The following is a 23,155-nucleotide window of genomic DNA, read 5'->3' as shown; positions in this document are numbered from 1 at the left end:
CCTCAGCGGCCGGTCGCCGTCGCCGTCCTGCGGAGCTTGACGTCCTGGCTGGACAACGTCTGCGGATCCGCCGTGAAGGCGCGCAGCCGGAGCCGGGTGCTCGGCTTGCCCGGGATGCCGAACCGGCCCTTCGGCGGCTTGAGTTCCACGCTCGCCGTGCCGTGCGCCGGGATCGTCGCCGGACCCCGCACCAGCTGCCAGTACATGCTCATGCCCTGACCGGTGGTGATCGTGTAGTGCGGGGTGAGCGGGACGCTCCCCGTGTTGACCACCTTCAGCGTCATCTCCCTGACCACGGCCGCCGACTGCTTGTCCCGGCGCAGCGCGGTGATCTCCATCCGCAGCGGCGGTCCGCCGGTCACCGCGACGGCCGCGCTCGCCAGCGCCGGGGTGAGCAGCAGGACGACCGTCGCGACCAGGGCGGGGCGGCGGCGGGGCCCGGTCAGGAAGGCCGGGCGCGGCTGCCAGGCACGCGCGAACTCCGGCAGCGGGGCGGTCACGGCCGCCGCCAGCCACAGCGGGGTCATCATCAGGTAGTAGCCGTCCTGGGAACGGGTCGCCAGGAAGAAGGCCAGCCAGGGCAGCACGACCGCGGCCGGGCCGAGCCGCCGTACGAACAGCACGAACAGGGCGAGCAGGCCCGCCGCGAAGAGCATGCTGGCGTGCGAGTACCAGTCGATACGGTCACTGCCGTTCGTGTAGTACAGCGTGATGTCCACCAGACCCTGGCCGTGCACCACGGCACCCTGGGTCAGCGGCAGCGCGATCCCGCCCAGCCAGCGGCCGGGCTCGGACACGATGAAGTACGTGTTGATCAGCAGCCACACCGTGACCGCCACACCCACGATCCGCAGCACCACCAGGCCGGCCGCCCGGCCGCCGAGTTCCCCGCGCCGCACCGCGTAGATCCCGGCCAGCAGGAACGGTGTGACGAACCACGGCAGTTGCTGCGCCGCGCACGCGGCCCCCAGACAGGCGGCCCGCGCGATCCCGGCCGCGCCCAGCCGTCCGCCCGCACCGATCCGCGGCCAGCGCACCACCACCGGGATCAGCAGCGCCAGCGCGATGATCGCCGGGTAGCCGACCCGGGCGTACGTCGTCAGGAAGCCGAAGCCCAGACAGGCCATCGTCGCCGCCGACCGCCACTGCATGGGGAGCATCCGCCACAGCGCGATCGTGCCGGCGATCAGCGCGCCCGTGCACACCGCGGTCGCCGGGGCGCCGTGGTGGCCGAGCCACAGCAGGGGGGCGGTCAGCAGCGGGGCCAGCGGGGGGTAACCGTAGGTGTAGTCGTAGCCGCCGCCTATCGTCGGCGTCAGGGCGATGCCCGTGTTGTGGAACAGCCACGGCCAGGCCTGGCCGTAGACGACATGCCCGGCGACCAGTTCCTTGGCGGCCTGGGTGGTGAGGTAGCCCTCGTCGCCGCCGGCGTGGTTCAGCGCCCAGCCGCACAGGGTGAGGATCACCGCCGTCACCAGGACCACCAGGTCGAGGCGGGCCAGCGACCGGGTGCCGCGGACCGTCAGCGCCAGCACGCCGGTCACCAGGATCGAGATGTAGCAGACGGAGATCAGGGCCGCCAGGACCAGGTGATGTGTCGCCGCCTGCGCCCAGATCGACCGGGTGCCGATGAACAGACTGACGTCGGCGAGGAGGGTCAGAACGCGGTGCCATTGCGCTGGTGCTCCGGTATCTCCCGGAGCGGCGGACACCGCCGACTGTGTCCGCCGGCCGGGTGTCACCTGTTGTGTTTCTGCCAAGTGCACGCACCGGACGGTAACCGGGGGCGGTGAGCGCGGTGTGTCTGGAGGAGAAGAGTCCGGTGTGAGGGCGGTAAGAAGCCTCTAATGGACGGCAATCGGACGAATAGTGGGAAGATCTCCGCTTCTGCGGCCATGTGCCCCGCGCGTTCGCTCGCGCTTCGTGTCGCTGTTGGGCCGAACGGGTGACTTGGCGTAAGAATTGGCTGGTGCAGGCATCGAGTGCGAGTCAGGTCAGGGGGAGCCGGTGAGCCGTTACGACGTCACCGATGAACAGTGGGAGGGGCTCGCCCAGGTCGTGCCGCTGCGGGGCCGTGACGCGTGGCCCTCGGCCGTGGGCCACCGCGCGCTGCCGGACGCGGCGACCGAGACGCGCCGCCGTTTCGTCGTCCTGCGGGTCAATGTCTTCGCCGACGCCCGCGATGTCGCGGAGACGCTGATGGCCGGGATACCGGTCCTGCTCGACCTGACCAGCGCGGAGACGGAGGTCGCCAAGCGCGTCCTCGACTTCAGCACGGGCGTGGTCTTCGGCCTGGGCAGCGGAATGCACCGGGTCGACCGCAACGTCTTCCTTCTCACCCCACCGGGTACGGAGGTCAGCGGCCTGATGGAGGGAGCGGGGGCCTCCGGCGGCTGAGCGGCCGACGGACCGACCGCGGGACGACCGAACCGCCGTCCGGCCGCGTCGCCGGGTGACCGAGCACCCGGTGCGCAGGCCTGGGAGGGTGGCTGGGCCCCCGGTCCCGGGGCGGCTGGCCAGCCGGGCTCCGGTCCTCGGCCGTACGGTGGCTGGGTCGCCGGTCTGGGGCGGCTGGGCTCGATTCTCGGTCGTACGGTGGCTGGGCTTCCGGCCCTGGGCGGTTGTGCGGCTGGGCTCCGGTCCTCGGCCGCACGGTGGCTGGGCAGCCGGGCTACGGTCCTCGAACGCGCGGCAGCTGGGGTTCCGGTCTTGGGGTGGCTGGGCGGCTGGGCTCGGTTCTCGGCCGTACGGTGGCTGACCGCCTCGTCCCCCGATCGTAGGAAGCTCCGGACGGCGGAACGGTTCACCGGTCAGCCGGACCCGTACGGTCCGCATATGCCCGTGACCCCTTCCTCGTCCGCGTCCGGCCCTTCTCCGTCCGGCCGCTCCGGCCCGTCCGGCCACTCCGGCGTGGTTTCGGCGTCCGGCCGGGCAGTCCGTTCCGCCGACGTGCCTCCCTCGGCCCCGGTTGTCGCCCCCTCGGTTCCTGCGGCCTCCTCGGTCCTCCCCGCCCCCGCCGCCCCCGTCGCCACCCCCCGTCGCGACCCCCGCCCCCGGGTCACCGAGCTTCGGCTGTCCGCCTATGCCCGGCATCGTGGGGCGAGTTTTCCGTTGGGGCCGGTCACTCTCTTCGCCGGGCCCAGCGGCAGTGGGAAGTCCGCCGTGCTCGCCGCCTACGAGGCGCTGGCGCGGCTCGGGGGCGGGGCCGCCCTGGCGGACGTGTTTCCCGACCCCGTCGCGCTCGTGCCGGAGCGGGCGCGGCCCGATGCGCAGCGGCGGCGGGGGTTTCGGATCGGGTGTACCGCGGACGGCGCCGAGGGGCCGGTGCGGCTCGATGTCGCCGTGCAGGCCGAACCCGACCTGCGGATCGTGGGGGAGCGGCTGACCGCCGGCGGGATCGTGCTCCTGGAGACCGCCCTGCGCGACCCCGGGCGGCGGGCCGTACAGGCCGCCTGGCACACCGCGGGCAGCTCCCCGGTGACCCGGGCCCCGCTCCCCGACGACCGGCTCGGTACCGCTCTGCTGCCGCTGCGGGTGGCGGGGAAGACGGACGGCCAGCGCCAGGTCCTCGCCGCGGCCGAGCAGATGGTCGTCGCCCTTCGCTCGGTGTTCGCCTGCGATCCCCGGCCCGACGGCATGCGCGCCCCCGTCCTCACCGGCTCCGGCCGTCTGCTGCGCGGCTGCGACAACCTCGCCGACGTCCTGTGGCGCACCCGCGCCGAATGCGGCCGGCGGCACGCGCAGCTCGTCGACGCGGTGCGCACCGGCTGCGCCGGCCCCGTCACCGACCTCCTCGCCGAACCGCTCGGCGACGGCACGGTACGGGCCCTGCTCGACCGCGGCGACGGCCACCGCGCGGCACTGGAGCGGCTCGGCGACGGCGAGCTGCGCTACCTCGCCCTCGCCCTGGTCCTCTTCACCGGCCCCGGTGTCCTGGAGGTCGACGCCCCCGGCGAGGTCCCCGACGCCATGCGCTGCCTCACCGTCCTCGCCGACGGCTTCGACCGCTGTCTCGACCCCCGCCAGCGCACCGAACTCCTGCGCACGGCCGTCCTGATGGGCGAGCGCGGCCACATCCGCTTCGTCGGCGCGGTGAGCGACGCCTCGTGGGCCGCCGGAGCGGAAGCGATCACGGTGGTACACCTGGACGCGTGACCGACGAACCCCTCGACGTGGCGAAGCTCCAGCGCAGGCTGGCCGCGTTCGCCGCCGCCCGCGACTGGCGGCAGTACCACACACCCAAGAACCTGGTGGCCGCGCTCAGCGTGGAGGCCTCCGAACTGCTGGAGATCTTCCAGTGGTTGACCCCGGACGAGTCGTCCCGGGTGATGGACGACCCCGACACCGCCCACAAGGTCACGGACGAGGTCGCCGACGTCCTGTCCTATCTGCTCCAGCTCTGCGAGGTCCTGGACATCGACCCGCTGGCCGCGCTGGCCGCGAAGATCGACCGCAACGAGGGGCGGTTCCCGCCCGCCTGACGGAATGTCAGAGAGGAGCCCGGCACTCCAATTTAACGCTCAGTAGCCAAAACCTCGCCCGAATCCGAATTGTTGTCCACAGATTTCCGTCTTCCTCTGGCTTCAGGTCTCGCGGACCCTCACTCTGGGTAGTGAACTACTGAGTGCGGAAAGGCAGTTCGGACCGACGGGGACGGGGCGGCTGATGGACGCGATGCGGCTCATCGTGACGAGCAGACGGGCGCTGGCGCGCGGCGCGGGCGTACCGGAACTGATGACCGAGGTGTGGCAGGCCCAGGCCCTGGCCCAGGCGATCGGCAGCCGGCTGGCCGTCTCCGGCCCGCCCGAGCTGCGCGGCGAGGCCCTCGGCCTGACCGAACTGGCGGGCCGGGGCTGCGGTGTCCTCACCACCCCGGACCTGGACCCCGGCACCCTGCGCGCCGCCCAGCTCACGGAACTGGACGACGCCCGCCAGACCCTGCTGAGCCTCGGCGGCCTCCTGGGCGAGGTCGGCATCGCGCTGGTCGGCATGGCCAGCGCCGCGGCCGACGAGACGACGTACTGGCAGTGCATGGAGGCCATCGACGCGGCCGACGAGTCCCGGGACAGAGTCCTGGAGATGCTGCGCAAACTGGCGGCACGCGAGGAGGTCCGCGACGGCTAGGAGCTAGTGGCTCAGGTCGGCGCCCGGCTCAGAACGGCGCCCGGCTCAGGTCGGCCTGTTCCTTCGGTGGCCGCTGCAGGTCCGCGTCCAGTGCGGAGAGATCCGCGTTCAGCGCCGCCATGAGTTCGTCCATCTGCTGGAGCAGTCCCTTCGGCTGACCGGCGGGTCCACCCTGCTGGGGAACGGGCTCTTCGGACAAGACGGCCTCCTCGGCCCCCCGGCCCGCCACCGGCGGGCCGCACCTGACGCGCGGCGGCGGAGGCCGTCCGGCGCGGGTGCCGGACGGCCCGGCTCCCCCCACCCAACGATCACCGCAGGGGCCGGTCACCGGCCTGCCCACGCCGCGCGGGACGGCCGGTACCGATGCGGTTGACGGGGCCGGGGAGATGCAGGATGGACGCATGGACCTTCGCATCTTCACCGAGCCCCAGCAGGGCGCGAGCTACGACACCCTCCTCACCGTCGCCAAGGCCACCGAGGACCTCGGCTTCGACGCCTTCTTCCGCTCCGACCACTACCTGAAGATGGGCGACGTCGACGGCCTGCCCGGCCCCACCGACGCCTGGATCACCCTCGCCGGTCTCGCCCGGGAGACCAAGCGGATCCGCCTCGGCACCCTGATGACCGCAGGAACCTTCCGTCTGCCGGGCGTGCTCGCCATCCAGGTCGCCCAGGTCGACCAGATGTCCGGCGGCCGCGTCGAACTCGGCCTGGGCGCGGGCTGGTTCGAGGACGAGCACAAGGCGTACGGCATCCCCTTCCCGAAGGAGAAGTTCGGCCGTCTGGAGGAGCAGCTGGCGATCGTCACCGGCCTCTGGGAGACCAAGCTCGGCGACACCTTCGACTTCCACGGCACGTACTACGACCTGACCGACTCGCCCGCGCTCCCCAAGCCCGCCCAGGCGCGGATCCCGGTGCTGATCGGCGGCCACGGCGCCACCCGCACCCCCAGGCTCACCGCCCGGTACGCCGACGAGTTCAACATGCCCTTCGCCTCGGCCGAGGACAGCGGGACGCAGTTCGGCCGGGTCCGCGCCGCCGCCGAGGCGGCCGGCCGCAAGGCCGACGACCTGACGTACTCCAACGCCCTCGTGGTCTGCGTCGGCAAGGACGACCAGGAGGTCGCCCGCCGCGCCGCCGCCATCGGCCGCGAGGTCGACGAACTGAAGACGAACGGCCTCGCCGGCACCCCCGCCGAGGTCGTCGAGAAGATCGGCCGCTACACCGAGATCGGCTCCCAGCGCCTCTACCTCCAGATCCTCGACCTCTCCGACCTGGACCACCTGGAGCTGATCTCCGCCCAGGTCCAGTCCCAGCTGCCGTAACCGGCCGGGTCCGCGCATCCGGTCAGCGGTGACACGGCCGTGTCCGGAGCTGTGGCCTCCGCCACGGCCGCCCGTGGCCCGCCTCGACGAGGTGGCCGGATGCGCAGACCCCACCCCCGCCTCCCCGAGCCGTCCGCCTCCCCGAGCCCGTCCGCCTCCCCGGGCTCGGTCCACGCAGCGGGCCGACCGCTAGCCCGGAGAAAAATCCGCGTGCCCGTGCCGCATTCCTCGGTACGTTGGAACCGCGAACAAGCGCGCGACCAGCGCGTTCGCGCCCTTCCCTGACCCCTTTCGAGGCGACCCACCGTGTTCCTGACGATCACCACCACCGGCACCCCCGAACGCCCCGCGACCGACCTCGGGTTCCTGCTGCACAAGCACCCCGACAACGCGCAGACCTTCTCGACCTCCTACGGCATCGCCCATGTCTTCTACCCCGAGGCGGATGCCCGGCGCTGCACGGCGGCGCTGCTCCTGGAGGTCGACGCGGTGGCGCTGGTCCGGCGCGGCAAGGGCAAGGGGCGGGGCGGCGCACCCGACGCGGCGCTCGCGCAGTACGTCAACGACCGGCCGTACGCCGCCTCCTCGCTGCTCGCCGTGGCGATCGGCAACGTCTTCTCCAGCGCGATGCGCGGTGTGTGCAGGGCCCGCCCCGAAGCTCCGGCGCAGCCAAGGCCGTTGCGTGTCGAGGTGCCCGCACTGCCCGCCCGCGGCGGCCCCGAGCTGGTACGACGGCTCTTCGAGCCGCTCGGCTGGACGGTGACCGCCACGCCGGTCGCCCTGGACACCGCGTTCCCGGAGTGGGGCGACTCGCGGTACGTCGCTCTCGTCCTGGAGTCCGGGACGCTGACCCTGTCCGAGGCGCTCCGACACCTGTACGTCCTGCTCCCCGTCCTCGACGACGCCAAGCACTACTGGGTCTCCTCCGAGGAGGTCGACAAGCTGCTGCGCGCGGGCGAGGGCTGGCTGCCCGGCCATCCGGAGCAGAAGCTCATCACCAGCCGCTACCTGTCCCGCCGCTGGTCGCTGACCCGGGAGGCGATGGAGCGGCTGGAGCTGGTGCGGCTCGCCGAGGCCGACGACAGCGAGGTCGAGGAACTCGACAACGCCGTCGAGGAGGAGACCGAGGCGGAGGAGAAGCCTGCCCCGCTCGCCGTGCAGCGGCGCGAGGCGATCCTCGGCGCCCTGAAGCGCTCCGGTGCCGCCCGGGTCCTCGACCTCGGCTGCGGCCAGGGCCAGTTGGTGCAGGCCCTGCTGAAGGACCCCTCCTTCACCGAGATCGTCGGCGTCGACGTGTCCATGCGGGCCCTCACCATCGCCTCCCGGCGGCTCAAGCTCGACCGCATGGGGGAGCGGCAGGCCGCCCGCGTCCAGCTCTTCCAGGGCTCGCTCGCCTACACCGACAAGCGGCTCAACGGGTACGACGCCGCCGTGCTCAGCGAGGTCATCGAGCACCTCGACCTGCCCCGGCTGCCCGCCCTGGAGTACGCCGTCTTCGGCGCCGCCCGCCCGCGCACGGTCCTGGTGACCACCCCCAACGTCGAGTACAACGTCCGCTGGGAGACCCTCCCCGCCGGACACGTCCGGCACGGCGACCACCGCTTCGAGTGGACCCGCGGGGAGTTCCGCACCTGGGCGCACCGGGTCGCCGAACTCCACGGCTACACAGTCGAGTTCACCCCAGTCGGGCCGGACGACCCCGAGGTCGGCCCGCCCACCCAGATGGCTGTTTTCGAGAGGGACACAGCCGAAACGAGCACAGCCGGCACAGGCACGGCCACCGTAGGCGCCGCGAAGGAGGCGAACGCAGCATGACCGAGGCACCGCACACCGGACGGGTCCTCCCCGTCACCGACCTCTCCCTGGTCGTGCTCGTCGGCGCCTCCGGCTCCGGCAAGTCCACCTTCGCCCGCCGCAATTTCAAGCCGACCGAGGTGATCTCCTCCGACTTCTGCCGGGGCCTGGTCTCCGACGACGAGAACGACCAGAGCGCGACGAAGGACGCCTTCGACGTCCTGCACTACATCGCGGGCAAGCGACTGGCCGCCGGCCGCCGCACGGTCGTCGACGCGACCAGCGTGCAGCAGGAGTCCCGGCGCCAGCTGATCGACCTGGCCAGGCAGTACGACGTGCTGCCCATCGCCATCGTCCTCGACGTGCCCGAGGAGGTGTGCGCCGAGCGCAACGCGGCCCGCACCGACCGGGCCGACATGCCGCGCCGGGTCATCCAGCGCCACATCCGCGAACTCCGGCGCTCCATCAAGCACTTGGAGCGCGAGGGCTTTCGCAAGGTGCACCTCCTGCGCGGTGTGGAGGACATCGAGTCCGCGACCGTCGTCACCGAGAAGCGGTTCAACGACCTGACCCACCTCACCGGCCCCTTCGACATCGTCGGCGACATCCACGGCTGCGCGAGCGAACTGGAGTCGCTGCTGGCCAAGTTGGGCTACGCCGACGGTGTGCACCCCGACGGCCGTACCGCAGTCTTCGTCGGCGACCTCGTCGACCGCGGCCCGGACAGCCCGGGCGTGCTGCGCCGGGTGATGTCGATGGTCGGGTCGGGCAACGCCCTGTGCGTGCCCGGCAACCACGAGAACAAGTACGGGCGTTACCTGAAGGGCCGCAAGGTCCAGCACACCCATGGGCTCGCCGAGACCATCGAGCAGATGGCGGGCGAGAGCGAGGAGTTCACCCGGCAGGTAAGGGAGTTCATCGACGGACTCGTCAGCCACTACGTCCTCGACGGCGGCAGGCTGGTCGTCTGCCACGCCGGGCTGCCCGAGAAGTACCACGGCCGCACCTCCGGCCGGGTCCGCTCGCACGCGCTGTACGGCGACACCACCGGCGAGACCGACGAGTTCGGCCTGCCGGTGCGCTACCCGTGGGCCGAGGACTACCGGGGCCGGGCGGCCGTCGTCTACGGTCACACGCCGGTTCCTGAGGCGAGCTGGCTCAACAACACCATCTGCCTGGACACCGGCGCGGTCTTCGGCGGCAAGCTGACCGCGCTGCGCTGGCCGGAGCGGGAACTGGTCGACGTACCGGCCGAGCAGGTCTGGTACGAGCCGGCGCGACCGCTGCACACCGAGGCGCCCGGCGGTCAGGACGGACGTCCGCTGGATCTGGCGGACGTACAGGGCCGACGGGTCGTCGAGACCCGGCACCAGGGCCGGATCGCGGTCCGCGAGGAGAACGCGGCGGCGGCTCTGGAGGTCATGAGCCGCTTCGCGATCGACCCGCGTCTGCTGCCGTACCTCCCGCCGACCATGGCACCCACGGCCACCAGTCACGTGGCGGGCTACCTGGAGCACCCCGCCGAGGCCTTCGCGCAGTACGCGGCGGACGGGGTCGCCCGGGTCGTGTGCGAGGAGAAGCACATGGGCTCGCGGGCGGTGGCGCTGGTGTGCCGGGACGCGGAGGTGGCGCACAAGCGCTTCGGTGTCGCCCCCGGCCCGACCGGCTCCCTCTACACCCGCACCGGACGCCCGTTCTTCGACGACGGTTCGGTGACCGAGGAGATCCTCGGCCGGATCCGCGCGGCGGTCGACGCGGCCGGACTCTGGGACGAACTCGCCACGGACTGGCTGCTGTTGGACGCCGAACTGCTGCCCTGGTCGGTCAAGGCCGGCGGGCTGCTGCGCTCCCAGTACGCGGCCGTGGGCGCCGCCTCCGGCGCGGTGTTCCCGGGCGCGCTGGCCGCCCTGGAGGGCGCGGCGGCGCGCGGTGTCGACATCGGTGAGCTGCGCGACCGGCAGCGCGCACGCGCCGCCGACGCGGCCGCGTTCACCGACGCCTACCGCCGCTACTGCTGGACCACCGACGGCCTGGACGGGGTGCGCCTCGCCCCCTTCCAGATCCTCGCGGTCCAGGGCCGCAGCCTCGCCACGCTCCCGCACGACGAGCAACTCGCCCTGCTGGACCGGCTGGTGGAGAACGACCCGACGGGTCTGCTCCAGACGACGCGCCGGCTGTACGTCGACACCGCCGACCCGGAGTCGGTGCGGGCCGGCGTCGACTGGTGGCTGGAGATGACCGGCCGGGGCGGCGAGGGCATGGTCGTCAAGCCGCTCGGGGCGGTCGTCCGCGACCCGAACGGCCGCCTCGTCCAGCCCGGCGTCAAGTGCCGGGGCCGCGAGTACCTGCGGATCATCTACGGCCCCGAGTACACCCGCCCCGACAACCTGGCCCGGCTGCGCAACCGCTTCCTCAACCACAAGCGGTCCCTGGCGATCCGCGAGTACGGTCTGGGCCTGGAGGCCCTGGACCGCCTCGCGGACGGCGAGCCGCTGTGGCGGGTGCACGAGGCGGTGTTCGGGGTGCTGGCCCTGGAGTCGGAGCCGGTCGACCCCCGGCTCTGAGGTCAGCCGACCAGCCGGAGGCGACGGGCGCAGGCCCCGACCCGGACCGTCTGCCCCCAGGTCAGCTCCAGCGCGTCGGTCTCGATGCCGTCGCCGAAGGCGATCAGGCGGTCCGACTCGACGGTGAGTGTCAGGGCCGCCGACGCCGTCAGCTCGCCGGCGACCAGAGAGGTACCGGTCGCCGGCGAGGGCCACGCCTCCCGGACGAACCACAGCAGCCGGTCCTCCGTGGGGGAGGGCAGCGCCTGCCGGGCGCCGCGCTCCTGCCACAGCGAGCGCAGCCATCCGGTGGCTCCGGTGCCGGTGCCCACCAGCACCCCGGAGGATGCCTGGGCCTCGACGACACCCCCGTCGTTCTCGAGGCCCAGGCGGTATCGGGCGGTCTGATGACCGGCGGTACCCAGATAGATCTCGTTGAGCGCGACGAGCCGCTGTGTGTCGTCGGCGACCGCCTCGACCATCGTCAGCTCGTCGGCGGCGCTGCTCGCGGTCGACGCGAGGAGCGTTCCCGCGTCCGCGGGCCGGTGCCGTACCAGGACGCCCGGGTTGCGGCCGGGGTCGGTGTCGATCCCGATCACCGGCTGGCCGTCCAGGTACTTGGCCACGTTCGCCACCAGTCCGTCCTGGCCGACCACCACGACCACGTCCTCGGGTGCGAACAGGAAGCGGTCCAGGTCGGCCCGCTCGACCCGCGCCTGACGCCACGCCAGCGGCACCGCCGAGGTCACCTCGGCGAGCGCCCGCCGGGTGCGCCGGTGCCGTTCGGCGACCTCCTCGATGTCCCGCCCCCGCGAGGAGAGGAAGAAGGCGGCCTGACCATGAGTGCCGTGGTGGGCCACCAACTCCTCGTACTCGGTGGTGCGATGGACGAGCACGGCCCGGGGCGCGAGGCTCATGACACCGCCCCCGGGACCGCGCGGAACCGCGCGCACGGGTCCAGCGGCCCTGCCGCACGGCGGTTTCCGGTCGTGGCTCCGGGCGTGGTGTTCATGCCTCGTGTGCTGAGCCTGCCTTCGTCGGCCGTGTGGAACCGCGCGCATGGATCCGGCGAGGTCGTCGGCCGTGCCGCACGGCGGTTTCCGGTCGCGGTCACCGGCGTCGCGCTCACGCCCCCTCCGTCGAGCCCAGCTTCGCCAGCAGTCCTGTCAGCACGTCCGGCGACACAGTGACGCTGTCGATGCGTGGGAGGTTTTCCGCCAGCCGGGTGCCCGTGAGGGCGTGCAGGGTGGCCACGTCGACCTCGCCGTGCACCCGCAGCCAGGCCGCCTGTGCCGTGGCCCGGGCCTCGCCGATCTCCCGTGCCCCTTCGGCCTCGGCCCGCGCGAGCGCGACCGCCCGTGCCGCCTCGGCCTCACCCAGCTTCACGGACCGTGCCGCCTCGGAGTCGGCCAGCTTCAGGGACCGTGCCGCCTCGGCCTCCGCGAGCTTCAGGGACCGGGCCGCTTCCGCCTCCGCCAGTTTCACGGAGCGCGCGGCCTCCGCCTCCGCGAGCCTGACCGTCCGGGTCGCCTCCGCGTCCGCGCGGACCGCGTCCGCCGCCGCGTGCTCCTCCGCCTCGCGCCGCGCGTTCGTGCCCCGCTGATCGACCAACTGCTCCTCACGGCGGGCCAGTTCGATCTGGCTGGCGAGTTCGTTCTCGGCGATCGCCCGCTCCCGCTCGACGGCCACCGCCCGCCGCTCGTAGGTCGCCCGGTCGGCCTCCTGCTGGATCTGCTCGCGGGCCGGGGTGCGCAGCGCCCGCTCCACCTCCGGCTCGGGCCGCAGCGCCATCACCCGGACGGCCACCACCTCGATCCCGGTCGCCGGCAGCCGGGGCTCGGCCCCCAGCCCCGCCGCGATCCGCTCGCGCACCGCCGCCACCCCGTCGGCCAGCGCCTCCGACAGCGGGGTCCGGGCCAGTACGTCCAGCGCGTGCTGCTGGGCCGTCTCCGTGAGCAGCGTGCCCAGTTGCTCCAGCGGGGTGCCCCGCCACACCCCCGTGTCCGGGTCGATCGAGAAGTCGAGGCGGGCGGCCGCCACCGCCGGGTCGCCGATGCGGTAGGTGACCGTCGCCTGCACCGCCACGTCCTGGAAGTCGGCCGTACGGGCATGGAAGGTCATGGCCAGTTCGCGGTCGTCGACCGGCACTTCGGAGATCGCGGCCGTGAGCGCGCGGAACCAGAAGCTGAGCCCCGGTCCGTCGTGCAGCAGTTTTCCGCCCCGGTGGTGTCTGACGTGTGCCGTCGGAGTCCCGCGCAAGTGGCGCCGGCCCAGACGCCGGGTTATGTCGGCCATGGAATCCGCCCCCTCGTCTTTAGAGTCATGTTGACCATAATCTCGGACCCGTTTGTCGTCAAGAGGACGAGAACAAGAAACGGTCGAGGAGGGGGTGAATGCGGTCGGCGATGGTCAGGATGGAGGCATGGGATTCCATGTCGACTCCGAGGCCGGGCGGCTGCGCCGCGTCATCCTGCACCGGCCGGATCTGGAGCTCAAAAGGCTCACCCCGAGCAACAAGGACGCCCTGCTCTTCGACGACGTCCTCTGGGTGCGCCGGGCCCGGGCCGAGCACGACGGGTTCGCCGACGTGCTGCGCGACCGCGGGGTCGCCGTCCATCTCTTCGGTGACCTGCTCGAGGAGGCGCTGGCGATCCCGGCCGCCCGCACCCTCGTCCTCGACCGCGTCTTCGACGAGAAGGAGTACGGCCCCCTCGCCACCGACCATCTGCGCGCCGCCTTCGAGGGGCTGCCCGCGCGCGAGCTCGCCGAGGCGCTGGTCGGCGGGATGACCAAACGGGAGTTCCTGGACGCGCACGAGGAGCCCACCTCCGTCCGCTTCCATGTCATGGACCTCGACGACTTCCTCCTCGAACCGCTCCCCAACCACCTCTTCACCCGGGACACCTCCGCCTGGGTCTACGACGGCGTCTCCATCAACGCGATGCGCTGGCCGGCGCGGCAGCGCGAGACCGTGCACTTCGAGGCGATCTACCGGCACCACCCCCTCTTCCGTGACGAGACGTTCCATGTGTGGTCGGAGGGACAGGCCGCCTACCCCTCCACCATCGAGGGCGGTGACGTCCTGGTGATCGGCAACGGCGCGGTCCTGATCGGGATGAGCGAGCGCACCACCCCGCAGGCCGTCGAGATGCTCGCCCACAAGCTGTTCGCGGCGGGCTCCGCGCGGACGATCGTGGCCCTCGACATGCCGAAGGGGCGCGCCTTCATGCACCTGGACACCGTGATGACGATGGTCGACGGCGGCACCTTCACCCAGTACGCCGGGCTCGGCATGCTCCGCTCGTACACCATCGAACCGGGCGGGGGTGACAAGGAGCTCAAGGTCACCGACCACCCGCCGGAGCACATGCACCGCGCGATCGCCGCCGCCCTCGGCCTCAGCGAGATCCGGGTGCTCACCGCCACCCAGGACGTGCACGCGGCCGAGCGCGAGCAGTGGGACGACGGCTGCAACGTCCTGGCCGTCGAGCCGGGCGTGGTCGTCGCCTACGAACGCAACTCCACCACCAACACCCATCTGCGCAAGCAGGGCATCGAGGTGATCGAGATCCCGGGCAGTGAACTGGGGCGGGGGCGGGGCGGGCCGCGCTGTATGAGCTGCCCGGTGGAGCGGGACGCGGTGTGACGCATCCGGTGTGACTTATCTGGCTGTATAGAAATGTGGAGCATCGTATAGACTTCCATGGTCCCCGAAGCCGACCCCTACTCTGGAGCGCTCCCATGGCGACAGTCCCGACCGCCCTCGCCGGCCGCCACTTCCTCAAGGAGCTGGACTTCACCCAGGAGGAGTTCCGCGGGCTGGTCGAGCTGGCCGCCGAGCTGAAGGCGGCCAAGAAGGCCGGGACCGAGACGCAGTACCTGCGCGGGAAGAACATCGCGCTGGTCTTCGAGAAGACCTCCACCCGCACCCGCTGCGCCTTCGAGGTCGCCGCCGCCGACCAGGGCGCCCACACGACCTACCTGGACCCGGCCGGCTCGCAGATCGGCCACAAGGAGTCGGTGAAGGACACCGCCCGGGTCCTCGGCCGGATGTTCGACGCGATCGAGTACCGCGGGCACGGACAGGGCGTCGTGGAGGAGCTGGCCGCGTTCGCCGGGGTGCCCGTCTACAACGGCCTCACCGACGAGTGGCACCCCACCCAGATGCTCGCCGACGTGCTCACCATGACCGAGCACACCGACAAGCCGCTCACCGGGATCGCCTTCGCCTACCTCGGCGACGCCCGCTACAACATGGGCAACTCCTACCTCGTCACCGGCGCCCTGCTCGGCATGGACGTCCGGATCGTCGCCCCCCGGCTGCTCTGGCCGGACGACACGATCGTCGAGCTGGCCGAGCAGCTCGCCGGCGCGTCCGGCGCCCGGATCACCCTCACCGAGGACGTGAAGGAGGGCGTGCGCGACGCCGACTTCATCGCCACCGACGTGTGGGTGTCGATGGGCGAGCCCAAGGAGGTCTGGGACGAGCGCATCGCCCTGCTCGGCCCCTACGCCGTGACCATGGACGTGCTGCGCGCCACCGGCAACGCCGACGTCAAGTTCCTGCACTGCCTGCCGGCCTTCCACGACCTCGGCACCGACGTCGGCCGCGAGATCCACGAGCGCCACGGGCTGACCGAGCTGGAGGTCACCGACGAGGTGTTCGAGTCCGAGCACTCGGTCGTCTTCGACGAGGCCGAGAACCGGATGCACACGATCAAGGCGGTCCTGGTGGCGACACTCGCCTGACTCCCCGTCCCCGCTGACCTATCCTGTCCGGCGGCCCGGCGCCACCCCTGCCGAGCCGCCGTCACGCCCCCATGAGGGACGTTCGCACCACCAGAAACGAGCACCACCCGTATGCCCCGCATCAAGTCCCCGCACCTGCTGGTCGCCGAATCCGGCGCCGACCGCGCGGGCCACGGCCTCCGCCGCACCATGGGCCTCTTCCAGCTGATCTGCTTCGGCATCGGCGCGATCGTCGGCACCGGCATCTTCGTCGGCCTCTCCGACTCGGTCGCCCAGGCGGGCCCGGCCGTCGTCGTCTCCTTCGTGCTCGCCGCGATCACCTGTGTCTTCACCGCCCTCTCCTTCGCCGAGCTGGGCGGCGCGATCCCGGTCTCCGGATCGTCGTACTCCTTCGCCTACGCGGGTCTCGGCGAGTCCACCGCGTTCCTGGTCGGCTGGTGCCTGCTGCTGGAGTACGGCGTCTCGATCTCGGCCGTCGCGGTCGGCTGGAGCCAGTACGTCGACGAACTGCTGCACAGCCTCACCGGCCTCCAGCTCCCGCACGCCCTGGCCGCGGGCCCCGGCGACGGCGGGATCGTGAACCTCCCCGCGGTGGTCGTCATCGCGATGGCCGCCGTACTGCTGGTGCGCGGGGTGCGGGAGAGCGCCCGGGCCACCGCCGCGATGGCGGCCGTGAAGCTGGTCGTCCTCGTCGCCTTCTGCGCGATCGGCTTCAGCGCCTTCAAGGACGGCAACCTCGTGCCGTTCTCCCCGGCCGGGCTCGGCGGCATCGGCGCGGGCACCACGGCCGCGTTCTTCTCCTACATCGGCTTCGACGCGATCACCACGGCCGGCGAGGAGGCGAAGAACCCGCGCCGGGACATCCCGGTCGCGATCCTCGTCTGCATGGCCGTGGTCACCCTGCTCTACTGCGCGGTCGCGCTCGCCGCGACCGGCGCCATCGGCGGCGACCAGGTGGCCGGGCGTCCCGCGGCCCTCTCCTACGTCGTCAACCAGGTCACCGGGTCCACGGTCGGCGGCGGTGTGATCGCCTTCGGCGCGGTCGTCGCCATCGCCTCCGTCGTCCTCGCCGTGATGTACGGCCAGACCCGCATCCTGATGTCGATGTCCCGGGACGGTCTGATCCCGCGTGTCTTCGAGCGGGTCTCGCCGCGGACCGCCACACCGGTCGCCGGCACCCTGATCGTCGCGGTCGTCTTCGCGCTGCCCGCGGCCTTCGCCCCGCTGGACGCGGTGATGAACCTCTGCACCATCGGCACCCTGGCGATCATGGCCGTGGTGAACATCGCGGTGATCGCTCTGCGCCGCCGCGAGCCGGGCCTCGCCCGCACCTTCCGGGTGCCGCTCCACCCGTTCGTGCCGCTGCTGGGCGTCGGCTTCTGTCTGTATCTGATGTACGAGACCGGGTGGACGACCTGGCTCCAGTTCGCCGTCTTCCTGGCCGTGGGCCTGCTGGTCTACGTCGGCTACGGGCGCCGGAACTCCACGCTGGCCACCGCTGGTGCGGTCACGCCGGACGCCACTGACGCGGTACTACAGGAAGCCTGAACCACACCGCCTTGCCGGACTCGGTGGGGCGGTGGCCGCAGGACGAGCTCAGGGCGCGGATCAGCAGCAGGCCGCGCCCGCCCTCCTGCCAGGGGTCCGGCGGCTCGATCGTGGGCCGGGTGAGATGGGCCGGCGGGGCCGGGTCGGGGTCGTGCACCTCGACCTTGCAGCCGCCCGGCATCAGCTCGACGACCAGCTCTATCGGTCCCTGGCCGGAGGTGTGCTCCACGGCGTTGGCGACGAGCTCGGCGGTGAGCAGCTCGGCGGTGTCGGTGTCGGCCGCGTGCTCCGCCTCCTCCATCGCCGAGCGCACCAGGGCACGGGCGACCGGCACGGCCGCCACGGTGTGCGGCAGCGCGAAACGCCAGGAGGCGGAGGCGGAAGGGGGTTCGTACACGGCTGGTCCGTTCATGGAGCAGGCGATCACTGATTGTCCTGCTTTCAACTGTGGGAATGGTACGGGTCCTGTCCCAGAGGCCTGCGAGCGGGCCCCGGACGGGACGCTCGACCCGGTTAACGGGTTGCTTACCCCGACCGACGGCCCGTCTCGCACGAGCCTCCCCACTGTTACCGCCTTATTGACGCGCCGTGACCTTGTGACGCGCCCGCAGTGGTTCGACCGCCCCCAAAACACCGAGGAGCCCCCGGCGAAAGCCGGGGGCTCCTCGGTGTTTTCCCAGGTCAGGAGAGTTCGACCATCCCCGCGGTGAGCGTCGCCCCGTCCGCCGGGTCGATCAGGATGAACGCGCCGGTACGGCGGGAGACCGCGTAGGCGTCCAGCGGCAGCGGCTCCGCGCAGCGCAGGGTGATCCGGCCCAGGTCGTTGGCGGTCAGCGCGGTGGCGCCCGCCAGGTCACGGACGATCGCCTTGACGGTCCGGGTGGTGTGCTTGAGCAGCACCCGGTCGCCGACCCTCAGCGGCCGGTCGGCCAGATGGCACACGGCCGCGGTGACGTCCTGCGTGAGCACGGGAGCCTCGGGACCGGCGGTGATCATGTCGCCGCGCGAGACGTCCCGCTGGTCGGCCAGCCGCACCCCGATGGACTGCGGGGCGTGGGCCGCCTCGACCGCGGTGCCGAGCACGTCGATCGCCGTGATCTCCGAGGACGCCCCGGACGGATGGACGACGACCCGGTCGCCGACCCGCAGCGAACCGGAGACCAGCTGGCCCGCGTAGTGGCGGATGTCACCGTGCCGGATGACGTACTGGACCGGGAAGCGGGCCGGGGCGTCGGCCGCGTCCGCGGCGACAGGGACGTTCTCCAGGAACTCCAGCAGGGCCGGGCCGCCGTACCAGTCCATGTGCGCGGAACGGTCGACGACGTTGTCGCCGACGAGCGCGGAGACCGGGATCGCGGTGACCTCGGGGAGCTCCAGCTCGGCGGTCTGTGCGGTGAAGTCGGCGACGATCCGCTCGAACTCCGCCCGCTCGTAGCCGACCAGGTCCATCTTGTTGACGGCGAGGACGACGTGCGGGACGCGCAGCAGCGCGGCGACGGCGGCGTGCCGGCGGGTCTGCTCGACGACCCCGTTGCGGGCATCGACCAGGATGATCGCCAGCTCGGCGGTGGAGGCACCGGTGACCATGTTCCGGGTGTACTGCACATGCCCCGGGGTGTCGGCGAGGATGAAGCGGCGCTTCGGGGTGGCGAAGTAGCGGTACGCCACGTCGATCGTGATGCCCTGCTCGCGCTCGGCGCGCAGACCGTCGGTCAGCAGGGCCAGGTCGGGCGCGTCCTTGCCACGGCTCAGCGACGCCTGCTCCACGGCTTCCAGCTGGTCGGCGAGGACCGACTTGGAGTCGTGCAGCAGCCGTCCGACGAGGGTGGACTTGCCGTCGTCGACCGAGCCGGCGGTCGCGAAACGCAGGGTGTCGATGGTGGTGCTCATGTCTAGAAGTACCCCTCGCGCTTGCGGTCTTCCATCGCGGCCTCGGAGAGCTTGTCGTCGGCGCGGGTGGCGCCGCGCTCGGTGAGCCGGGAGGCGGCGATCTCGGCGATCACCTTCTCGATGCCGTCGGCGTCGGAGTCCACCGCGCCCGTGCAGGACATGTCGCCGACGGTCCGGTAGCGCACCTGGCGCTTCCCGACGGTCTCGTTCTCGCGGGGCCCGCCCCACTCGCCGGCGGTCAGCCACATCCCGCCGCGCAGGAACACCTCGCGGTGGTGGGCGTAGTAGATCTGAGGGAGCTCGATCTCCTCGCGGGCGATGTACTGCCAGACGTCCAGTTCGGTCCAGTTGGAGAGGGGGAAGACGCGGACGTGCTCGCCGGGGGCGTGCCGGCCGTTGTAGAGGTTCCACAGCTCGGGGCGCTGGCGGCGCGGGTCCCACTGGGAGAACTCGTCGCGCAGGGAGAACACGCGCTCCTTGGCGCGGGCCTTCTCCTCGTCACGCCGGCCGCCGCCGAACACGGCGTCGAAGCGCTCGCTCTGGATCTTCTCCGTGAGAGGCAGGGTCTGGAGCGGGTTGCGGGTCCCGTCGGGCCGCTCGCGCAGCACACCCCGGTCGATGTAGTCCTGCACGGAGGCCACGTGCAGCCGCAGTCCGTGCTTCTCGACCGTGCGGTCCCGGTACTCCAGTACCTCGGGGAAGTTGTGCCCGGTGTCCACGTGCAGCAGCGAGAAGGGCACCGGCGCGGGCGCGAACGCCTTCAGCGCCAGGTGCAGCATGACGATGGAGTCCTTGCCGCCGGAGAACAGGATCACCGGCCGCTCGAACTCGCCCGCCACCTCGCGGAAGATATGGACCGCCTCGGACTCCAGCGCGTCCAGGTGGGACAGCGTGAAGGTGCGTGCCGTGGTGCTCATGCCAGCCCCCGCTCCACCAGCAGCGCGTGCACCGCGTCCGCCGACTCCTGGGGCGTCTGGTCCTGGGTGTGGAGCACCAGCGCCGGATCGGCGGGCGGCTCGTACGGGTCGTCGACACCGGTCAGCCCGGTCATCTCGCCCGCGGCCTGCTTGGCGTACAGGCCCTTCACGTCCCGCTCGCTGCACACCTCGACCGGGGTCGCCACATGGATCTCCAGATACGGCGTCCCGCTCTTCTCGTGCCGGTTGCGCACCGCCTCGCGGCTGTCCGCGTACGGGGCGATGACCGGGACCACGGAGAGCACGCCGTTGCGCGCCAGCACCTCGGAGACCAGGCCGATGCGCTGGACGTTGGTGTTGCGGTCCTCGCGGCTGAAACCGAGGCCGGCCGAGAGGAAGCGGCGTATCTCGTCGCCGTCGAGGACCTCCACGCGATGTCCCTGGGCCTTGAGCCGGTCGCCGAGGAGCCGGGCGATCGTCGTCTTGCCCGCGCTCGGCAGCCCCGTCAGCCAGACCGTGGCCCCCTGAGCCCTTGGCGTGGTGGTCATGCGCAACAGACCTCTTCCTTACCTTCTCGTCAAGCCCGCGTACGACCTGTCGAAGGGTAGGTAAGAAGTCTGAGAGGAATGGTTAAGGAAGCTGAGGTTTAGCTGAGTGACTCGTGGTACGCAAGAGGTCACGGGCCCCTGCGATGAACATTTCACAAAAAGGGTTCCGTTCACAGGGCACATGGTTTTTCACAGCCCGGCGAAGGTGCCTCCCGCGTCCCGCAGCCGCTCGTGCAGTGCCAGGAAGACGGCGGCCGAGCGGATGCCGGGCCAGTCGGCGGGCAGCAGGCTCGTCGGCAGCCCGGGGTCGGTGTACGGCAGATGGCGCCAGGAGTCGAGGGCGAGGAGGTAGTCGCGGTAGGCGTCCTCGGGCGGGGTGTCCGTCCGGTGCTCCCAGCCACGCAGCACCGGCTCGTGGGCGTCGAGGAACTGCTCGTGCGCCTTGGCGATCGCCGTCAGGTCCCACCAGCGGGCGACCGCCTCGACGGTGGGGGCGAAGCCGAGGTGGTCACCGCGGAAGAAGTCCACGTACGGGTCGAGGCCGAGCCGGCACAGGGTGTGCCGGGTCTCCTCGAACAGCCGGGCCGGGGCGACCCACACCCCCGGCGCGGCCGTGCCGAAGCCGAGTCCGGCGAGCCGGGAGCGCAGCACGTGCCGCTTCTGCCGCTCCGACTCGGGCACCGAGAACACCGCGAGCACCCAGCCCGCGTCCTCCGGGGGCGCCGCCGCGTACATCCGGCGGTCGCCGTCGTCGAGCAACTGCCGTGCCTCCGCGGAGAGTTCGTAGCCCGCGGCGCCCTGTGCGGTCCTGGCCGGCGCGAGCAGACCACGGCGTTTGAGCCGGGAGACCGACGAGCGTACGGAGGGGGCGTCCACGCCGACGGCGGTCAGCAGCCGGATCAGCTCGGCGACGGGCACCGGGCCGGGCAGGAAGCGGCCGTACGCGCCGTAGAGCGTGACGATGAGGGACCTCGGGGCGTGTTGCTCGGGCACGTTGATCATTTTAGGTCCCCGGCATCACTGCTGGTCACCTCGGGTGCCCGGCTGAATGTGAGTCAGGAACGCGGGGCCCGCGCGCGGGCGGCGGGGCGGGAGCGGGGCCCGGCCGTGCGGGGTCGGTTCGGAAGCGTGCGGGGCCCTGCGCCACCGGAGTGACGGCTCGGGGGCCTGCTGGGGCACGCACGGGATACGGGTCGAGGTACGACCCGGAACCCGGTCAGGCGGCGACGGCGAGCCGGTCGGCCGGGCCGCGGTACGGCGGGACCACGCTGCCGTCGGCGTGCAGCTCGCCCGTGTCGTCGAAGACGATCGCCCCGTCGCACAGCAGGGTCCAGCCCTGCTCGGGGTGGGCGGCGACGATGTGCGGGAGGCCGCAGTCGGCCGTCGCGGTCAAGGACTGGTGGGAACACATGGCGCACCTCCACGGGTTGCCCGCGGCGCGTTCGCCGAGAGGCATACCCAGACCATGCTCCCGCCGTGAACGCCGGGGAACCGGCCGCAGCGACCTGTGACAACACGCGGACAACTCCCTGACGCTTCCACGACGGTCGCGGCACGCCGGGGATACCGGCGGCGCCCTCGCCGCGCCGGATGCGCCGCCGATGGGGTGACGATCACGCGTTTGGCTTCGGGCGCCCGGTATCCAGGGCTTGCCCCCACCCCCCGATCCGGGAAGGAAGCCATGCCCGTACGTTCCGCCCTCGCCGCGGCCCTCGGTTCCGTCGCGCTGCTGTGTGCCGCCGTAGCCCCCGTGACCGCCGCTCCGTCCGAGTTCGTCACCGTCGACCGGACCGGCCGTCTCGCCTCCGACGGCACGGTCACCCTCTCCGGCACCTACACCTGCACCGATGCCTCGGGGCCGGTCTTCGTCAGCTCCTCGGTCAGCCAGGACTCGCCGGACTACCGTCACGGCGTCGGCGGCACCCGGGCCGTGTGCGACGGGGCCGAGCACCGCTGGCGGAACACCGGCAAGGTCACCTCGGAGAAGCTCAGGCGCGGCGCGGCCCATGTCGAGGCCACGATCACGGAGCTGCGTTCCCAGGGCGGTCTGCCGCTGCCCTACTTCCACGCCACCGCGCAGCGGGACATCACCCTCGCCTGACACGTATGCCCGAGCGGCCCGGCACCCCAGGGGTGCCGGGCCGCTCGGGCATACGGCCGGGGCGCTCAGGCGCCGTGCGACATCGTGTCGTCCGAGCACACCAGGTGGACGGTCAGGTCGGCGGGCCCGGTCTCGTGCTGCCGCCGGAACTGGTCCTTGTGCACGGCGACGATCCAGCCGCTGGCGTTGTCGTTGGAGCGGTCGACGAGGACGTCGGTGGGCTCCGGTGCGAGCCGGTTGCCGCGTGCGGCGGTGATCTCGAAGCCGCCGCTGTAGACATGCTGCATCGCGGGGCAGAACACCTCGTGCGGTCTGCCGTCGGCGCCGCCGCGGATCAGCTCGCCCGCGATGTGCTGGGGCGGCTCCGGCGGGTCGGCCGCGGCGACGGCCGGCCCGGTGGCGGCGCCGAGCAGGGAAGCGGCCAGGGAGGCGACCAGGGCGGCGCAGGTCGCGGAGGTCTTTCCGGGATTTCCGGGGTTTCCGGGGGTCTTTCCAGGCATGCGGTGGCTCCCAGGAGGGCGGGGGGACGGGTTTCCGACCATTGGAGCCGTCACGGGCAGTGACGATCCGGCGGACACGCAGCGTTGCACCCCATCGGGGCAAAGCGGTCAACCTT

General features: G+C 72.0%; 22 protein-coding genes. 11 read left to right on the top strand and 11 right to left on the bottom strand.

The genetic code is table 11. From position 1 onward, the window contains the following. Nucleotides 1–2: 2 nt before the first annotated feature. Nucleotides 3–1,712 carry a hypothetical protein gene (locus tag AB0D85_RS37300; protein WP_362330371.1) on the bottom strand — a complete coding sequence of 570 codons (1,710 nt, stop codon included), beginning with the start codon at nucleotides 1,710–1,712 and terminating at the stop codon, nucleotides 3–5. A 295-nt stretch (nucleotides 1,713–2,007) separates the two neighbouring features. Here AB0D85_RS37300 and AB0D85_RS37295 point away from each other — a divergent pair, with 295 nt between their 5' ends. From AB0D85_RS37295 to AB0D85_RS37280, 4 genes are all read left to right on the top strand, one after another. Continuing rightward, nucleotides 2,008–2,397, top strand: coding sequence for a cell division protein SepF (locus AB0D85_RS37295; protein WP_362330368.1), 390 nt, complete (start codon nucleotides 2,008–2,010; stop codon nucleotides 2,395–2,397). Between the two features lie 438 nt (nucleotides 2,398–2,835). Continuing rightward, entirely contained in the window at nucleotides 2,836–4,155 is a 1,320-nt protein-coding gene (locus AB0D85_RS37290) for an ATP-binding protein (protein WP_362330365.1), read from the top strand. Then, entirely contained in the window at nucleotides 4,152–4,481 is a 330-nt protein-coding gene (locus AB0D85_RS37285) for a nucleotide pyrophosphohydrolase (RefSeq protein WP_362330362.1), read from the top strand. The genes AB0D85_RS37290 and AB0D85_RS37285 overlap by 4 nt, the downstream gene beginning before the upstream one ends. Before the next feature lie 184 nt (nucleotides 4,482–4,665). Further along, complete coding sequence (locus tag AB0D85_RS37280; RefSeq protein WP_362330359.1) at nucleotides 4,666–5,124, top strand: DUF6099 family protein; 459 nt, start codon at nucleotides 4,666–4,668, stop codon at nucleotides 5,122–5,124. Nucleotides 5,125–5,152: 28 nt separating this feature from the next. Here the strand turns inward: AB0D85_RS37280 and AB0D85_RS37275 are convergent, their stop codons facing one another. Beyond that, nucleotides 5,153–5,323 (bottom strand): hypothetical protein, encoded by a 171-nt coding sequence (locus tag AB0D85_RS37275; RefSeq protein WP_362330356.1) that lies wholly within the window; start codon nucleotides 5,321–5,323, stop codon nucleotides 5,153–5,155. Between the two features lie 202 nt (nucleotides 5,324–5,525). Here AB0D85_RS37275 and AB0D85_RS37270 point away from each other — a divergent pair, with 202 nt between their 5' ends. The 3 genes from AB0D85_RS37270 to AB0D85_RS37260 all read left to right on the top strand — a co-directional run bounded on the left by AB0D85_RS37270 (nucleotide 5,526) and on the right by AB0D85_RS37260 (nucleotide 10,807). After that, the gene (locus AB0D85_RS37270; protein WP_362330353.1) at nucleotides 5,526–6,449 is read left to right on the top strand and encodes an LLM class F420-dependent oxidoreductase; all 924 of its coding nucleotides are present in this window, start codon (nucleotides 5,526–5,528) and stop codon (nucleotides 6,447–6,449) included. A 306-nt stretch (nucleotides 6,450–6,755) separates the two neighbouring features. Then, nucleotides 6,756–8,264, top strand: coding sequence for a 3' terminal RNA ribose 2'-O-methyltransferase Hen1 (locus AB0D85_RS37265; protein ID WP_362330350.1), 1,509 nt, complete (start codon nucleotides 6,756–6,758; stop codon nucleotides 8,262–8,264). Continuing rightward, entirely contained in the window at nucleotides 8,261–10,807 is a 2,547-nt protein-coding gene (locus AB0D85_RS37260; RefSeq protein ID WP_362330347.1) for a polynucleotide kinase-phosphatase, read from the top strand. Before AB0D85_RS37265 ends, AB0D85_RS37260 begins: the two co-directional genes overlap by 4 nt. Nucleotides 10,808–10,809: 2 nt before the next feature. Here AB0D85_RS37260 and AB0D85_RS37255 read toward each other — a convergent pair whose 3' ends face one another. Then, entirely contained in the window at nucleotides 10,810–11,703 is an 894-nt protein-coding gene (locus tag AB0D85_RS37255; protein ID WP_362330344.1) for a hypothetical protein, read from the bottom strand. A 208-nt stretch (nucleotides 11,704–11,911) separates the two neighbouring features. Next, on the bottom strand, nucleotides 11,912–13,081 hold the full coding sequence (locus AB0D85_RS37250) for an SPFH domain-containing protein (protein WP_362330342.1): 1,170 nt from the start codon (nucleotides 13,079–13,081) through the stop codon (nucleotides 11,912–11,914). Between the two features lie 127 nt (nucleotides 13,082–13,208). On the opposite strand from AB0D85_RS37250, the gene AB0D85_RS37245 reads away from it, so the two are divergent. The 3 genes from AB0D85_RS37245 (at nucleotide 13,209) to AB0D85_RS37235 (ending at nucleotide 17,083) form a co-directional block, all read left to right on the top strand. Next, nucleotides 13,209–14,432, top strand: coding sequence for an arginine deiminase (locus AB0D85_RS37245; protein WP_362330339.1), 1,224 nt, complete (start codon nucleotides 13,209–13,211; stop codon nucleotides 14,430–14,432). 95 nt (nucleotides 14,433–14,527) lie between these two features. Continuing rightward, nucleotides 14,528–15,535 (top strand): ornithine carbamoyltransferase, encoded by a 1,008-nt coding sequence (gene argF / locus AB0D85_RS37240; protein WP_362330336.1) that lies wholly within the window; start codon nucleotides 14,528–14,530, stop codon nucleotides 15,533–15,535. Nucleotides 15,536–15,646: 111 nt separating this feature from the next. Next, a complete protein-coding gene (locus tag AB0D85_RS37235) occupies nucleotides 15,647–17,083 on the top strand; it encodes an amino acid permease (RefSeq protein WP_362330333.1) in 1,437 nt (478 codons plus the stop codon). On the opposite strand, the gene AB0D85_RS37230 is transcribed toward AB0D85_RS37235, so the two are convergent. From AB0D85_RS37230 to AB0D85_RS37205, 6 genes are all read right to left on the bottom strand, one after another. Then, nucleotides 17,043–17,495, bottom strand: a complete 453-nt coding sequence (locus AB0D85_RS37230; RefSeq protein WP_362330330.1) for an ATP-binding protein — start codon at nucleotides 17,493–17,495, stop codon at nucleotides 17,043–17,045. The two genes, AB0D85_RS37235 and AB0D85_RS37230, sit on opposite strands and share 41 nt — an antisense overlap. A 269-nt stretch (nucleotides 17,496–17,764) precedes the next feature. Next, a complete protein-coding gene (locus AB0D85_RS37225; protein WP_362330327.1) occupies nucleotides 17,765–18,973 on the bottom strand; it encodes a GTP-binding protein in 1,209 nt (402 codons plus the stop codon). Between the two features lie 2 nt (nucleotides 18,974–18,975). After that, complete coding sequence (gene cysD / locus AB0D85_RS37220) at nucleotides 18,976–19,890, bottom strand: sulfate adenylyltransferase subunit CysD (protein WP_362330324.1); 915 nt, start codon at nucleotides 19,888–19,890, stop codon at nucleotides 18,976–18,978. Beyond that, nucleotides 19,887–20,438, bottom strand: a complete 552-nt coding sequence (gene cysC, locus AB0D85_RS37215) for an adenylyl-sulfate kinase (RefSeq protein ID WP_362330321.1) — start codon at nucleotides 20,436–20,438, stop codon at nucleotides 19,887–19,889. The genes cysD and cysC overlap by 4 nt, the downstream gene beginning before the upstream one ends. Before the next feature lie 189 nt (nucleotides 20,439–20,627). Further along, the gene (locus AB0D85_RS37210) at nucleotides 20,628–21,440 is read right to left on the bottom strand and encodes a PaaX family transcriptional regulator C-terminal domain-containing protein (RefSeq protein WP_362330318.1); all 813 of its coding nucleotides are present in this window, start codon (nucleotides 21,438–21,440) and stop codon (nucleotides 20,628–20,630) included. Between the two features lie 214 nt (nucleotides 21,441–21,654). Then, entirely contained in the window at nucleotides 21,655–21,849 is a 195-nt protein-coding gene (locus tag AB0D85_RS37205) for a DUF5999 family protein (protein ID WP_362330315.1), read from the bottom strand. A gap of 270 nt (nucleotides 21,850–22,119) precedes the next feature. Between AB0D85_RS37205 and AB0D85_RS37200 the strand changes: the two genes are divergently transcribed. Next, entirely contained in the window at nucleotides 22,120–22,539 is a 420-nt protein-coding gene (locus AB0D85_RS37200) for a DUF6299 family protein (RefSeq protein WP_362330312.1), read from the top strand. A 65-nt stretch (nucleotides 22,540–22,604) separates the two neighbouring features. On the opposite strand, the gene AB0D85_RS37195 is transcribed toward AB0D85_RS37200, so the two are convergent. Beyond that, complete coding sequence (locus AB0D85_RS37195; protein ID WP_362330309.1) at nucleotides 22,605–23,039, bottom strand: hypothetical protein; 435 nt, start codon at nucleotides 23,037–23,039, stop codon at nucleotides 22,605–22,607. Between the last annotated feature and the right edge of the window lie 116 nt (nucleotides 23,040–23,155).

The sequence above is a fragment of the Streptomyces sp. NPDC048277 genome (assembly GCF_040652235.1).
GTDB lineage: Bacteria > Actinomycetota > Actinomycetes > Streptomycetales > Streptomycetaceae > Streptomyces.
Note: the sequence above shows the minus strand (reverse complement) of the source record. Positions and strands in the feature narration are given on the sequence as shown.

Coding starts and splice junctions, on each gene's coding strand:
- AB0D85_RS37245 (WP_362330339.1), top strand. CDS start 13,209: ATGGGATTCCATGTCGACTCCGAGGCCGGGCGGCTGCGCCGCGTCATC.
- cysD (WP_362330324.1), bottom strand. CDS start 19,890: ATGAGCACCACGGCACGCACCTTCACGCTGTCCCACCTGGACGCGCTG.
- cysC (WP_362330321.1), bottom strand. CDS start 20,438: ATGACCACCACGCCAAGGGCTCAGGGGGCCACGGTCTGGCTGACGGGG.
- AB0D85_RS37250 (WP_362330342.1), bottom strand. CDS start 13,081: ATGGCCGACATAACCCGGCGTCTGGGCCGGCGCCACTTGCGCGGGACT.
- AB0D85_RS37235 (WP_362330333.1), top strand. CDS start 15,647: ATGCCCCGCATCAAGTCCCCGCACCTGCTGGTCGCCGAATCCGGCGCC.
- AB0D85_RS37280 (WP_362330359.1), top strand. CDS start 4,666: ATGGACGCGATGCGGCTCATCGTGACGAGCAGACGGGCGCTGGCGCGC.
- AB0D85_RS37195 (WP_362330309.1), bottom strand. CDS start 23,039: ATGCCTGGAAAGACCCCCGGAAACCCCGGAAATCCCGGAAAGACCTCC.
- AB0D85_RS37230 (WP_362330330.1), bottom strand. CDS start 17,495: ATGAACGGACCAGCCGTGTACGAACCCCCTTCCGCCTCCGCCTCCTGG.
- AB0D85_RS37270 (WP_362330353.1), top strand. CDS start 5,526: ATGGACCTTCGCATCTTCACCGAGCCCCAGCAGGGCGCGAGCTACGAC.
- AB0D85_RS37210 (WP_362330318.1), bottom strand. CDS start 21,440: ATGATCAACGTGCCCGAGCAACACGCCCCGAGGTCCCTCATCGTCACG.
- AB0D85_RS37255 (WP_362330344.1), bottom strand. CDS start 11,703: ATGAGCCTCGCGCCCCGGGCCGTGCTCGTCCATCGCACCACCGAGTAC.
- AB0D85_RS37260 (WP_362330347.1), top strand. CDS start 8,261: ATGACCGAGGCACCGCACACCGGACGGGTCCTCCCCGTCACCGACCTC.
- AB0D85_RS37290 (WP_362330365.1), top strand. CDS start 2,836: ATGCCCGTGACCCCTTCCTCGTCCGCGTCCGGCCCTTCTCCGTCCGGC.
- AB0D85_RS37200 (WP_362330312.1), top strand. CDS start 22,120: ATGCCCGTACGTTCCGCCCTCGCCGCGGCCCTCGGTTCCGTCGCGCTG.
- AB0D85_RS37205 (WP_362330315.1), bottom strand. CDS start 21,849: ATGTGTTCCCACCAGTCCTTGACCGCGACGGCCGACTGCGGCCTCCCG.
- AB0D85_RS37225 (WP_362330327.1), bottom strand. CDS start 18,973: ATGAGCACCACCATCGACACCCTGCGTTTCGCGACCGCCGGCTCGGTC.
- argF (WP_362330336.1), top strand. CDS start 14,528: ATGGCGACAGTCCCGACCGCCCTCGCCGGCCGCCACTTCCTCAAGGAG.